Genomic DNA, 12,966 nt, shown 5'->3' with positions numbered 1-12,966 from the left:
ACTTTTCACCCCCGGCAAGTGATCAACAATCGGGTCAAGAAGCAGGACGACCGACGAAGTGATGATTGGCTACCATTAATTTTCAAGGCAAAAAAATGAAAGAAGGCATCCACCCGGATTACCGCGAAGTCCTGTTCCACGACGTGTCGAACGACTTCAAGTTCATCACCCGCTCGACCATCGGCACCCGCGAAACCGCCGAATTCGAAGGCAAGGAATACCCGCTGGTGAAGATCGAAGTGTCGGCTGAATCGCACCCGTTCTACACCGGCAAGCACAAGATCGTCGACACCGCTGGCCGCGTTGAGAAGTTCCGCCAGAAGTTCGGTTCGGTTGGCTCGAAGACCGCAGTCTCGAAGTCGGCTTAATCCGCGATTTCTCAGAAAAAGGCAGCTCCGGCTGCCTTTTTTGTTTGCGCGGTCCGTCGCGACGCGCCTGCCCGTCGCAACAGCCGCCGCGTAGCAGTCGGAAACAACTATTTACCGCGAATTGCTGCACAATGACGGCTGCGCCAAAATGAGGCGCGCCGCGCAATGACCACAGCCCTGCCTGCGCCACATCGGCGCCGGGCCCGAACCGATCAGCACCACAAGACAAGAGCAATAACATCTTGATGAAGCCAGTCCGTCTTCCAGCAGCCGCCACCAACGCGCTTCCGCGCCTGGTGCTGCTCGCACTCGCCCTTTTGTACATCCTGCCCGGCCTGATCGGCCGCGATCCCTGGAAAAACGAGGACGCCACCAGCTTCGGCATCATGTGGACCATGGCGCACGGCACGCTGGCCGACTGGCTCACGCCCAACGTCGCCGGCCTGCCGCTGCCGGCCGAAAGCCCGCTGGCCTACTGGTTCGGCGCCATCTGCATCAAGCTGTTCGGTTGGCTGCTGGGCGATCCGCTGGCCTCGCGCGTGTCCACCATCGGCTGCTTCCTGGTCGGCTCGCTGTCGATCTGGTACACCACTTACCTGCTGGGCCGCCGCGCCGAAGCGCAACCGCTGAAGCTGGCCTTCGGCGGCCAGCCGGAACCCAAGGACTTCGGCCGCACGCTGGCCGACGGCGCCTTCCTGATCTATCTCGGTTTCCTCGGCCTGCTGCTGCACAGCCACGAGACCGGCCCCAAGACCCTGCAGATCGCGCTGGTGGCCTATGCCATGTATGGCGCCGCCCGCGTGTTCGATCTGCACAAGCTGCGCCATGCGCTCTGGCTGGGCGCCGCGCTGGGCATGCTGGTGCTGACGCGCGGCTGGCTGCTGCCGGCCGGCGCGCTGACCGGCCTGCTGGTGCTGGCCGCGGTGCGCAAGGATGCGCCGGCGGCCCGGCTGCTGCTGGGCGTGTCGCTGCCGGTGGCCGCGCTGATCTGCGCGCTGTGGGTATTCGCTATCCGCACCCTGCTGCCGCAAGAGGCGGCCGGCCAGATCGACCTCTGGATGAGCTGGAACATCTACCAGATCAACGGCCCGACCCTGGCCGCGCTGGCCTACTTCCTCAAATACGGCGTGTGGTTCGCCTGGCCGGCCTGGCCCTTCGCCGGCTGGGCCGTGTACGCCTGGCGCCGCCAGCTGGGCTCGCTGCACATCGCGCTGCCGCTGGCCTTCTTCATCCCGCTGGCGATCCTGGCGCTGGTCAACGTGCACAGCGAAGAAGGCATGCTGCTGCCGCTGCTGCCGGCGCTGGCGATCCTGGCCGCGTTCGGCCTGCCGACCATGAAGCGCGGCGCCATCAACGCGGTGGACTGGTTCTCGGTGATGACGCTGACCACCTCGGCCGCCTTCATCTGGATCGGCTGGATCGCCAAGGAAACCGGCTGGCCGGCGCAGATCGCGCGCAACGCCTACAAGCTGGCGCCCGGCTTCAAGCCCGGCTTCGAATGGATCTCGCTGGCCATCGCCATCGCCGCCTCGGTCGCCTGGATCCTGGTGGTGCACTGGCGCATCTCGCGCCGCCCCTCGGTGCTGTGGCGCGCGGTGGTGCTGTCGTCCGGCGGCGTGATCCTGTGCTGGGTGCTGCTGATGACGCTGTGGCTGCCCTGGGTCAACTACGGCAAGAGCTACGCCGGCGTGGCCCTGCAGATCGAATCCAAGCTGACCTCGGTCAAGCAATGCGTGCAGAGCAATGTCGGCACCGCCCAGCGCGCTTCCTTCGCCTATTTCGGCAACGTCCGCTTCGCCGACGAGCGCGGCCAGCGCTGCGATTACCTGCTGTTGCAGGACGACATCAGCAACCAGGACGCCTCGCCGATGCTGCGCCAGTATCCGGGTTCCTGGACCATGGTGTGGGAAGGCCGCCGCCCGTCCGACCGCGACGAGCGCTTCCGCCTCTACCGGCGCGCCGGCGAGTAAGGCCGGTGCGCGTTTCCCCCTGATCCGATTTGAATTCCGACACGTCTTCCCTGTCCTCCCGCATCCATGTCTGGCGCATCGCGCGCCTGGCATGGCCGCTGCTGGTCGGCCAACTGGCGCTGATCGCCAACGGCGTGATCGATACCGTGATGGTGGCGCGCTTCTCGGCGCTCGACCTGGCCGCGCTGGCGCTGGGCGTGTCGATCTACGTAAGCGTGTTCGTCGGCCTGTCCGGCGTGCTGCAGGCCTTGCAGCCGACCATCGGCCAACTGTTCGGCGCCGGCCGCAACAGTGAGATCGGCAATGAGGTCAAGCAAGGCTTGTGGCTGGCACTGTTGCTCTCCATCGTCGGCTGCCTGGTGCTGGCCTTCGCGCCGTTTTTCCTGTCCTTCGCCAAGGCTTCGCCGGAGCTGGTCGAAAAAGCCACGCTCTACCTGCGCATCGAAGCGCTGGCGCTGCCGGCCACGCTGGCATTCCGCGTCTACGCCTCGCTCAATACCGCCATCGCGCGGCCCAAGATGGTGATGGCGATCCAGCTCTGCGGCCTGCTGCTGAAGCTGCCGATGAACGCCCTGCTGATCTTCGGCGGGCTGGGGCTGCCGGCCTTCGGCGGCCCCGGCTGCGCGATCGCCACCACGCTGATCGCCTGGCTGATGATGGCCGTGGCCTGGCTGCTGGTGGCGAGACTGCCCGCTTACCGCCCGCTGAAACTGTTCGGCAGCGGCTTCGTGGCGCCGTCGTGGAAGATCCAGCGCACGCTGCTGCGGCTGGGCATCCCGATCGGCCTGTCCTATTTCATCGAAGTGACCGCCTTCACGCTGATGGCGGTATTCATCGCCCGCCTGGGCGCGGTGCCGGTAGCCGGGCACCAGATCACCGCCAACGTCGGCACGGTGCTGTACATGCTGCCGCTGTCGATCGCCAGCGCCACCAGCACCCTGGTGGCGCAAGCCATCGGCGCCGGCCAATGGCGCGGCGCCAGGAAGATCGGCTACGCCGGCATCCGCCTGTCGGTGACGCTGTCGGTGCTCATCGGCATCGCGGTCTGGTTCGCGCGCGCGCACATCATCCGCGCCTACACGCCCGATCCCACCATTGTCGGCGCGGCGCTGCCGCTGTTCCTGTTCATCGCCTTCTACCAGTTGTTCGACTCGCTGCAGGTGACCACCGCCTTCGTGCTGCGCGCCTACAAGGTCGCGGTGATCCCCACCGTGATCTATGCGGTGACCTTGTGGGGCGTGGGATTGGGCGGCGGCTACCTGCTCGGCTTCGATACCCTGGGGGTAACGCCGGCCAGCCTGCAGGGCGCGCCCGGCTTCTGGCTGGCCAACAGCGTCAGCCTGGGGCTGGTGGGAGCCGGCCTGCTGGCCTACCTGCGCAGTATCCAGCGCCGTGCCGGCACGGCCGGCGCCGCCTTCACGGTCTAGGTCCAGCCGGGACGTTGCGCAGCATGGCGCCGAACAGGTCGTCGTTGCTGGCCTCCAGCACGCTCCCTGTCTTGGCCGCCTCGGCCGGCCGGCCCAACAGGAAGCCTTGCACCTGGTCGCAATGCAGCGCCTGCAGTTCGCGCAACTGCTCTTCCGTCTCCACGCCTTCGGCCACCACTTCCATTTGCAAGGCATGCGCCAGCGCGATGATGGCCGACACGATGGCGCGCCCCGAATGGTCGCCGGCGTCCAGGCGTGAAGTGAAGAAACGGTCGATCTTGACCTGGCGGCAATGGAACTGCGCCAGGTAGGCCAGGCTGGAATAGCCGGTGCCGAAATCGTCGATGGCGATATCGAAGCCCAGCGCCTGCAAATCGCTGATGATGCGGGTGCTGCGCTCCACGTCTTTCATCGCCGCCGTCTCGGTGATCTCGAACATCAGCCGCTGCGGCGCGATGCCTGCCTGGCCGACGATGCCGGTGATGGTATCGACCAGGTCGGTGCGCATCTGCATCGGCGACAGGTTCAGCGCCACCTTGACCGGCTTGAAGCCCTCCGCATCCCAGCGCCTGATCTGGTCGCACACCGCGCGCAACACCCAGTCGCCGATCTGGATGATCTGGCCCGAGCGCTCGGCGATGGGAATGAATTCCGACGGCTGCATCTCGCCCAGTTCAGGATGGGTCCAGCGCAGCAAGGCCTCGACGCCGGTCAACTGGTGGCTGCCGCCCCGGTACTTGGGCTGGAAATGCAGCGTGAACTGCTCTTGCTCGATGGCCTGCTGCAGCGCCTGGCGCACCGTCAGGTGGCGCATCGCGCTGGCATGCATGGCCGGCTCGAAGAAGCGGTAGGTGTTGCGGCCGTTTTGCTTGGCCTCGTACATGGCGGCGTCGGCATTCCTCATCAGCGCGTCGACCGAATCGCCGCTGTTCGGATACACCGCGATGCCGATGCTGGAGGTCACGCGCAAGGTCGCCTCCTCGATCTGGAAATCCCGGCGCAGCGCCGACAGGATGTTTTCGCTCAACTGCTCCACCACTTCCGGCGAAGCCAGGTTGCTCATCACGACCACGAACTCGTCGCCGCCGATGCGCGCGACCATGTCCTCGCCGCGGATGCAGCCGCGGATGCGCTGCGACACCGCCACCAGCAAGCCGTCGCCCACCGCATGGCCCAGCGAGTCGTTGATCGCCTTGAAACCGTCCAGGTCCATGAACAGCACCGCGAAAGGCTTGCCATTGCGGCGCGCGACCTGAATCGCATGCTGGATGCGGTCGGACAGCAGCGCCCGGTTCGGCAAGCCGGTCAGCACGTCGTGCGTGGCGAAATGCAGCAGCTTGTCGTTGGTGCGGCCGACGATCTTCTTGAGCACGCTGTTGCGCTGCGCCCCGCTCACCACCAGCGCCAGCGCCATCGCGAAGAAGGCGCAGAACACGATGCCGTTGATCAGGTGCTCGCGCGTGACGCTGCGCAGCGCATGGCTTTGCGCATCGGGCATGATGGCCACGGCGCGCAGGCCGGCGCAGGCGCTAGCCACCAGAGCCGCCCCCACCAGCACCGCCGCCAGTACGCGCCGGGCCTGCTGCGAATTGAGCGAGCCCACCGGCGCGGCGCCGACCTTGCGCGTATTGGTCACGGAAAACAGCGCCACCGCGAACACCGCCGTCAGTTCGGTCGCCACTACCGCCAGCAGCAGCAGCGATTTCTGGTATTTCAATTCCGGCACCAGCATCATGGCCATGAGCGCCATGTGCAGCACGGCATTGAGCGCGGCGCCGATGGCCATGCCGCCCACCAGCAGGCGCGTCACATGCGGCCGCCGCAACCCCGACAGGTGCATCAGGTAAAACGCGCTGCCCACCGCCAGCGCCAGCGCCACCACGCCCAGCCGCGCCTGGAAACCGACCGCCATCGGCAGCCGCAGCGCCGTCACGCACAAGAACAGCGCGGCCCAGATGCCCAGGCCGAACACGACGGCGCCCAGCGTCCGCCATAACCTGCGGTACTGCGCCTCCTGGGTAGAGGTGCGCTCCGACACTTCCAGCGCCGCATAAGCCGACAAGCTGGCCACCAGCAGCGCGAACGCCAACAGCAGAAAATTGTACGAACCAGGCATAGACGGACCCGCGTTCCTTGGCCGTTAGCGCATGGGCAATCGCTGGAAGCCCATGGGGAAACGGCTCTTGCTCAGTATCGCGGCCGCGCCGCACTTCACGCGCCTTGCCGCACGCGGGCGCGGCAGCCAGAAGCGGAAGGCGTCAGTCGATCTTCCGCTGCATGCCAACGGGTCGCCGCGTTCCATTCCGAAGATCTCCCAACGAGGCCGGCCATGGCCGCATGCATGAACGCACGCGCCCAACCCGGACCCGGAGGTTTCGGAAATTCAAAAATTACGTAAGAAACTGTTCCAAAAAAACGGTACTGCCGAGATGCTGCCGATTACTTTGATTATTCGATTTGTTTCATCCAGCCTGGGCACTGCAGCAGGAGAGTCCGCCTATCCCATTGGCGAACCGGCTTCGGAAATTTCTCCCCTGATGAGAAAGAAAGCCTTGTGACAACTGCGCCGCGATTGCGGCGCTCCCCTGATGAGCCAGTATTCTAGCCGCTCTGCGCAAAAAAAGCCGCTGCGGGGCGATATGCGGCAAGCCATCGCAAACGTTTCGCGCCGGCACAAAAATTACATAAATAACAACAATAATCCGACAATCTTTCGAATCTGGACTATAACGATAGAGAGACAGCCCTCGAACGACGACTTCCCGAGCATGCGCAAGGCATGTTCCTTGCCGGAAAATCCTGCGGGCATCGCCGGCGCCCCTCTTCCGGAGAACCGCACATGGCGCTCTTCCGACCATTCGACAAGCGATGCAGCCGCCCTGAAAACGGCGCGGCCGGGCGACGACGACGCGCTTCCCGGCCCGGATCAGGGCAGTGATTATAAATCACGTTTGCCGCGTAACTCATTCCGGAGGCAAACGTACCCCGGGAAATGCTGCACCCAAGTAACGTCGAATCATGGAAACCGCCAATCAAAAATTTGCCAAGCGCCTGCGCGCTTCGATGGAGCAAGCCGGATACGAACCAAAACCCGCTGTCCTGGAAAGGGAATTCAACCTGCGCTACTGGGGCAAGCCGATGACGCTGCACGGGGTGCGGCGCTGGCTGCTTGGGGAATCCATGCCCAAGCAGGACAAGCTGGAAACGCTGGCCGAATGGCTGATCGTGACGCCCCAGCACCTGCGTTTCGGCGAAGAAATCGGCAAGCGCATCGACAAGCGCCGCGCCCGCTGGGAAGAGGCCATCGGCTACCGCGAACGGGAAGCCTTCGAAGCCTTCATCAACCTGCCCGCGCCGCAGCGCAAGATCGTCAAGGAAGTGATCTTCGCATTTTCCCAGGCGGTGAGCAGCAACGCCGCGGATAAAGGCGCGATGGTGGCAAAAACGGCGACGCGGCGACGCAGCAAAACCTCATGAACAGCAGCCCCGGCGCAGCCCGGGGCGCGCTTACCCGCGCCGCCTGATATCGGCGGACACTCGCACGCAGTGCTCCACCTGCTCGGCAATCGCTTCCGGCACCGGGCGCCGTCCTTCCAGCACCGAGGCGATCCAGGCCGCCGTGGTTTCCGCATCGCGCCCTTCCGGCAGGTCCGGCAAATCCTGCGCCACGCTCTGCTTTTCCACCAGCACCGTCCTGGCGCCGCGGCTGAACCAGTCGATGCGCTGCGCGCGGTGCGCATTGGCGACGGTCTCGCCCTCGGTGCCGCGCATCAGGAAGGCATCGCCGCGCGCGTGCGGCGCGGCATTGCCGAAGTAGTCGGACAGCATTTCCAGGTACTCGGGGTGGGTGTAGGAGACCAGCCGCAGCGCGGGCTCGGCGAACGGCTGCATGATCTTCACCAGCGTATGGGTCGAATTGCGCACGCCGAGGATGCGGCGCATGTCCAGCAGGCGGGCCATCTTCGGCGCCAGCGCCCGGATCGGGATGAACGCCGGCTTGCCGGCCGCCATCAATGCCTGCGCCTCGCCGGCCGAGGCCGCGTGGGAGATGCCCAGGGCGCTGAAGATTTCGGCGCTGGTCACGCGCTGCGGATCGTGGGTGACGCCGTGCATCAGCACTGGCACGCCGCGCTGTACCAGCAGCATGCACAACAGCGGCGCCAGGTTGGCCATCTTGCGCGAACCGTTATAGCTGGGCAGCACTACCGGAGCATAATCAGAAAACTGCGCGGACGGCGGCGCCGCCAGCGCGGGGAACGAGGCTTCGGCCGCATCGAGAAAACCGCCGACCTCATCCACCGACTCGCCCTTGATGCGCATGGCCAGCAGGATCCCGCCCAGCTCCAGGTCGGAAACGCGGCCGTCGAGCATGGCCTCGTACATCAGGCGCGCATCATCGCGCGACAAGCTGCGCGCGCCGTCCTTGCCGCGGCCGATTTCCTTGATGAATGGAGCGGCGGCGAAAGTGGAAGTCTGTTCGTTTTGCATGCCCGAAGGGTACACCAAAAGCCGCCGCGCCTGCAGCGCAAAGGCGCATGGAACCGGGCTTTCCAGTACAATAGCGCCTTTTCCGCCGGGCCCTTGCAAGGGCCGGCCGCACTCCCATATTCCATCCATGATCGTTCTCGGCGTCGAATCCTCCTGTGACGAAACCGGCCTGGCTCTGTACGACACCGAGCGCGGCCTGCTGGCGCATGCCCTGCATTCGCAGATCGCCATGCACCAGGAGTACGGCGGCGTGGTGCCGGAGCTGGCTTCGCGCGACCACATCCGCCGCGCCATCCCGCTGCTCAGGCAAACCCTGGCCGATGCCGCGATCGCCCCGCACGCCATCGACGCCATCGCCTACACCCAGGGACCGGGCCTGGCCGGGGCGCTGCTGGTGGGCGCCTCGGTCGCCTGCGGCCTGGGGCTGGCGCTGGACAAGCCGGTGCTGGGCATCCATCACCTGGAAGGCCACCTGCTGTCGCCGCTCCTGGCCAGCAAGCCGCCGCAATTCCCGTTCGTCGCCCTGCTGGTCTCGGGCGGCCATACCCAGCTCATGCGGGTCGATGGCGTGGGCCAATATGAGTTGCTGGGCGAAACGCTGGACGACGCCGCCGGCGAAGCCTTCGACAAATCGGCCAAGCTGCTCGGCCTGGGCTATCCGGGCGGCCCGGCGATTTCGCGCATGGCCGAGTTCGGCGATCCCTCGGCCTACCAGTTGCCGCGCCCGATGCTGCACTCCAAGAACCTGGACTTCAGCTTTTCTGGCCTGAAGACGGCGGTGCTGACCGTGGTCAAGCGCCACAGCAGCAATATCTGCGAACAGGACAAGGCCAACATCGCGCGCGCCTTCGTCGACGCCATCGTCGAAGTGCTGGTGGCCAAATGCATGGCGGCGTTGAAGCAAACCAAGCTCAAGCGGCTGGTGATCGCCGGCGGCGTCGGCGCCAACCGGCAACTGCGCGAAGCGCTCAATGCCGCGGCCGCCAAGCGCCGCTATGAGGTGTTCTATCCCGAACTGCAGTTCTGCACCGACAACGGCGCCATGATCGCCTTCGCCGGCGCCATGCGCCTGCGCCAGCAGCCGGATGCGGCGAAGAAGGAATACGGCTTCAGCGTGCGGCCGCGCTGGCCGCTGGACGAACTGCGCGCGCCGCAGGCGGCATGAAAAAGGGCCGTTCTCACGGCCCTTTTTCATTGGTAGTCACAGCGTCTTATTTGGTGGCTTTCTTCTTGTCGCCGATCCGGCTTTCCTTGCCCGCCAGCAGGTTGCCGATGTTCTTGCTGTGGCGGTAGATCAGCAGCGCGCTCATCGCCACCACCGCCAGCAGGATGCCGTCGGTGCTGCCGAACAGCAGGCCGTAGTAGAACGGCGCGAACAGCGCCGCCACCAGCGCCGCCAGCGAGGAATAGCGGAACGCATAGGCGATCACCAGCCAGGTCGCCAGCGTCGCCAGCCCCAGCCAGACGTTCAGCGCCAGCAGGATGCCCAGCGCGGTGGCCACGCCCTTGCCGCCGACGAAGCGGAAGAACACCGGCCACAGGTGGCCAAGGAACACCGCCAGCGTCACCAGCGCCAGGCCGGTGTCGTCGACGCCGAATTGCGGCCCGAACTTCTGCGCCAGCCATACCGCCAGCCAGCCCTTGAAACCGTCGCCCAGCAGGGTCAGCGCCGCCGCCTTCTTGTTGCCGCTGCGCAGCACGTTGGTGGCGCCGGGGTTCTTGGAACCGTAAGTGCGCGGATCGGCCAGGCCGAACAGTTTGGAGACGACCACCGCGAAGGAGAGCGAACCGATCAGGTAGGCGGCGATGGCGAACAGGATGTTGTACATGGATGAAAATCTTTCAGATGGTTTTTGTCGTTATCGATGGCCGATTATGCGTCCTTGAGCGCGCACTGCACCGGCTTGGCTGGCAGCACCTTGAGGATCGCCGCCGGGTCGATGCCGACCAGGAAGCCGCGCCGCCCGCCATTGATGTAGATCTTGCCGAGTTCGAGGATGCTCGACTCGACATACACCGGCATCGCCTTGCGGGTGCCGAACGGCGAGGTGCCGCCGATCAGGAAGCCGGAATGGCGGTTGGCCACCTCCGGCTTGCAGGGCTCGACCGATTTGCAGCCGATCTGGCGCGCCAGGTTCTTGGTGGAGACCTTGCAGTCGCCGTGCATCAGCACCAGCAGCGGCTTGGCGGCCTCGTCCTGCATCACCAGCGTCTTGACCACCGCGTGCTCTTCCACGCCCAGTTCGCGCGACGATACCGAGGTGCCGCCATGCTCTTCATAGTCGTAGGGATGTTCGCTGAAGGCCACGCCGTGCTTGCGCAGGAACTGCGTGGCCGGGGTCTCGGAGATATGTTCTTTCTTGGAACTCATGGAATTCGATCAGTCGTCCGGCGTCTCGCCCATCTTCGGGCCGCGCCGCCATGGGCGCACATTATGCCGCAAGAACGGCCCATTGCGGACCTTGCATTATTACCATCATGCAACAACTTATCCCCGCGGATGGTGCTGCGCATGCAACTGCTTGAGGCGCTCGCGCGCCACGTGGGTATAGATCTGCGTGGTCGAAATGTCGGCATGGCCCAGCAGCAGCTGCACCACGCGCAAGTCGGCGCCGTGGTTGAGCAGATGGGTGGCGAAGGCGTGGCGCAACGTGTGCGGCGACAGGCGCGCGGTGATGCCGGCCTGCAGCGAATATTTCTTGATCAGGGTCCAGAACATCTGGCGCGTCATCGGGCCGCCGCGGGCGGTGACGAACAGCGCGTCGTCGACCTGGCCCTGCATGATCTGCGGCCGGCCTTCGACCAGGTAGCGCGCGATCCAGGCGCCGGCCTCCTCGCCGAACGGCACCAGGCGCGTCTTGCTGCCCTTGCCGGTCACGCGCAGCACGCCTTCGTTCATGCCCACCTCGATGCTCTTCAACAGTACCAGCTCGGAAACGCGCAGGCCGCTGGCGTACATCAGCTCGATCATGGTGCGGTCGCGCAAGCCCAGCGGCTCGCTCACGTCGGGCGCCGCCAGCAAAGCCTCCACCTGCCCTTCCGACAAGGTCTTGGGCAAGCGCCGCGGCTGCTTGGCCGAACGCATCTTCAGGCAGGGATCGGCGCTGATGCGGTTCTGCCGCAGCGCCAACTGGAAGAAGCGCTTGAGCACCGCCAGCCGGCGATTGGAGGAACTCGGTTTGGTCTGGTCGTGGCGCGCGGCGAAATAGGCGTTCAAATCCTCCGGCTGGGTGGCGTACAGCGGCTTGGCGCGCTCCTGGCCCAGCCAGTGCGCGTACAGCGTCATATCGCGCCGGTAGGCGTCCAGCGTATTCTTCGACAAGCCGTCTTCCAGCCACAGGCTGTCGCAGAATTCATCGATGGCGTCGCGGCTCTCTGGCGGCGCTTCGATCTTTGGCGTGGTGCGTCCCATCGTCTCAATATCCCGCCACGCCTTCGTGCCTGAGCAGCCAGCGCTTGACGTCGAGATAAAAGCCGTCGACATCGTCGTGGTGCGAGAAACCACCCAGCCCGCCGGCCGCCGTCACGCGGTGGCACGGCACCAGCAGCGGATACCAGTTGGCGCCGCAAGCCTGGCCGACGGCGCGCGGCCCCGACTTGATGCGGCGCGCGATATCGCCATAGGTCAGCACCTGGCCGCTGGGGATTTCCGCGACGGCGTTCCAGACGCGCTGCTGGAACGGGCTGCCGACATCGGCCACCGGCAGCTTGATGCGGAATTCCGGATCCTTCAGGTAGCGCGCGATCTGCTTGACCGCTTTCGCCGCCAGCGGATCGGTCGCGTCCTTCTCGGCGAAATGGCGCGGCAGATAGACCATCTCGCGCACCACGCCCGCTTCGGTGCGGATGCCCATGCCGCCGAACGGCGTGTGGACGACGGCGGCGAACATATCGGTCAGTTGGCTGGCGGGAGTGGCTGTCTTCATGTGGAAGTCGGTGGCAATGGCGCAGCGCTATTTTAAGCAATTCAGGGCGCCGCTTGATACCATCGCCATTTCCCAAACCAATGGAGCCTCCATGACGACCGGCACGCCACGCACCGACCCCGACCACCTGGTGGTGACCGCCGCCACGCTGGAGCAAGGCATGGCCTGGGTGGAACAGAAACTGGGCATCGGCATGGCGCCGCGCATCGGCGGCCAGCATGTGCGCCTGGGCACGCACAATGCGCTGATGTCGCTGGGGCCGGGGTTCTATCTCGAAGTGATCGCGATCGATCCGTCGGCACCGGCGCCGTCGCGTCCGCGCTGGTTCGGCCTGGATGCGCTGTCCGGCGACGCGCCGCCGCGCCTGGCGCACTGGGTGGCGCGTACCGATGACATTCATGCGGCATTGCAAGCCATGCCGCTCAAGCCCGGCATCGCCGAGGAAATGAGCCGGGGCGCGCTGCACTGGCTGATCACCATCGCCGCCGACGGCCGCCTGCAATGCGACGGCGTGCTGCCCTCGCTGATCCAGTGGCAAAGCCAGCCGCATCCGGCCGCCGCCCTGTCGGACCTCGGCTGCCGGCTGGTGAAACTGGAAGGGAGGCATCCGCAGGCGGGCGCGATCTCGGCCGCGCTGCAGGCCATCGGGCTGGAAGATGAAAGGATTGCCCTGCGCCAGGCGAAGACGGAGGGGCCGGTCTTGTCCGCCGCCATCATGACGCCCCACGGCGTGCGCATGCTGGACTGAAGCTGCCATCACGGCGGCACAAAAAGAAAAAGGCGCATC

At 65.5% G+C, this 12,966-nt stretch carries 12 protein-coding genes; 6 read left to right on the top strand and 6 right to left on the bottom strand.

The annotated features are described in order from the left end of the window. Nucleotides 1-95: 95 nt before the first annotated feature. The 3 genes from J7548_RS11510 to J7548_RS11500 all read left to right on the top strand — a co-directional run bounded on the left by J7548_RS11510 (nt 96) and on the right by J7548_RS11500 (nt 3,765). The gene (locus J7548_RS11510; protein ID WP_290974726.1) at nt 96-368 is read left to right on the top strand and encodes a type B 50S ribosomal protein L31; all 273 of its coding nucleotides are present in this window, start codon (nt 96-98) and stop codon (nt 366-368) included. A 245-nt stretch (nt 369-613) separates the two neighbouring features. Further along, a complete protein-coding gene (locus tag J7548_RS11505) occupies nt 614-2,338 on the top strand; it encodes a glycosyltransferase (protein WP_290974932.1) in 1,725 nt (574 codons plus the stop codon). Between the two features lie 29 nt (nt 2,339-2,367). Further along, entirely contained in the window at nt 2,368-3,765 is a 1,398-nt protein-coding gene (locus J7548_RS11500) for an MATE family efflux transporter (RefSeq protein WP_290974724.1), read from the top strand. On the opposite strand, the gene J7548_RS11495 is transcribed toward J7548_RS11500, so the two are convergent. Then, entirely contained in the window at nt 3,755-5,881 is a 2,127-nt protein-coding gene (locus J7548_RS11495) for an EAL domain-containing protein (RefSeq protein ID WP_290974722.1), read from the bottom strand. The two genes, J7548_RS11500 and J7548_RS11495, sit on opposite strands and share 11 nt — an antisense overlap. A gap of 902 nt (nt 5,882-6,783) precedes the next feature. Here J7548_RS11495 and J7548_RS11490 point away from each other — a divergent pair. Continuing rightward, a complete protein-coding gene (locus J7548_RS11490; protein WP_290974720.1) occupies nt 6,784-7,242 on the top strand; it encodes an XRE family transcriptional regulator in 459 nt (152 codons plus the stop codon). 30 nt (nt 7,243-7,272) lie between these two features. On the opposite strand, the gene ybiB is transcribed toward J7548_RS11490, so the two are convergent. Next, on the bottom strand, nt 7,273-8,253 hold the full coding sequence (ybiB, locus tag J7548_RS11485) for a DNA-binding protein YbiB (protein ID WP_290974718.1): 981 nt from the start codon (nt 8,251-8,253) through the stop codon (nt 7,273-7,275). A gap of 127 nt (nt 8,254-8,380) precedes the next feature. Here ybiB and tsaD point away from each other — a divergent pair, with 127 nt between their 5' ends. Continuing rightward, complete coding sequence (gene tsaD / locus J7548_RS11480; protein ID WP_290974716.1) at nt 8,381-9,418, top strand: tRNA (adenosine(37)-N6)-threonylcarbamoyltransferase complex transferase subunit TsaD; 1,038 nt, start codon at nt 8,381-8,383, stop codon at nt 9,416-9,418. 46 nt (nt 9,419-9,464) lie between these two features. Here the strand turns inward: tsaD and plsY are convergent, their stop codons facing one another. The 4 genes from plsY to J7548_RS11460 form a co-directional block, all read right to left on the bottom strand. Further along, entirely contained in the window at nt 9,465-10,082 is a 618-nt protein-coding gene (gene plsY / locus J7548_RS11475; protein WP_290974714.1) for a glycerol-3-phosphate 1-O-acyltransferase PlsY, read from the bottom strand. A gap of 44 nt (nt 10,083-10,126) precedes the next feature. Next, nucleotides 10,127-10,624, bottom strand: coding sequence for an aminoacyl-tRNA deacylase (locus tag J7548_RS11470; RefSeq protein ID WP_290974712.1), 498 nt, complete (start codon nt 10,622-10,624; stop codon nt 10,127-10,129). Nucleotides 10,625-10,741: 117 nt separating this feature from the next. Then, nucleotides 10,742-11,665, bottom strand: coding sequence for a site-specific tyrosine recombinase XerD (gene xerD / locus J7548_RS11465; protein WP_290974710.1), 924 nt, complete (start codon nt 11,663-11,665; stop codon nt 10,742-10,744). A 4-nt stretch (nt 11,666-11,669) separates the two neighbouring features. Then, nucleotides 11,670-12,179 carry a methylated-DNA--[protein]-cysteine S-methyltransferase gene (locus tag J7548_RS11460; protein WP_290974708.1) on the bottom strand — a complete coding sequence of 170 codons (510 nt, stop codon included), beginning with the start codon at nt 12,177-12,179 and terminating at the stop codon, nt 11,670-11,672. A gap of 91 nt (nt 12,180-12,270) precedes the next feature. Here J7548_RS11460 and J7548_RS11455 point away from each other — a divergent pair, with 91 nt between their 5' ends. Beyond that, nucleotides 12,271-12,927, top strand: a complete 657-nt coding sequence (locus J7548_RS11455; RefSeq protein WP_290974706.1) for a VOC family protein — start codon at nt 12,271-12,273, stop codon at nt 12,925-12,927. The last annotated feature ends 39 nt before the right edge of the window (nt 12,928-12,966 follow it).

The organism is Herbaspirillum sp., assembly GCF_017744395.1.
Lineage (GTDB): Bacteria > Pseudomonadota > Gammaproteobacteria > Burkholderiales > Burkholderiaceae_D > Herbaspirillum.
The sequence above is the reverse complement of the archived record's forward strand: the minus strand, read 5'-3'. Positions and strand labels throughout refer to the sequence as shown.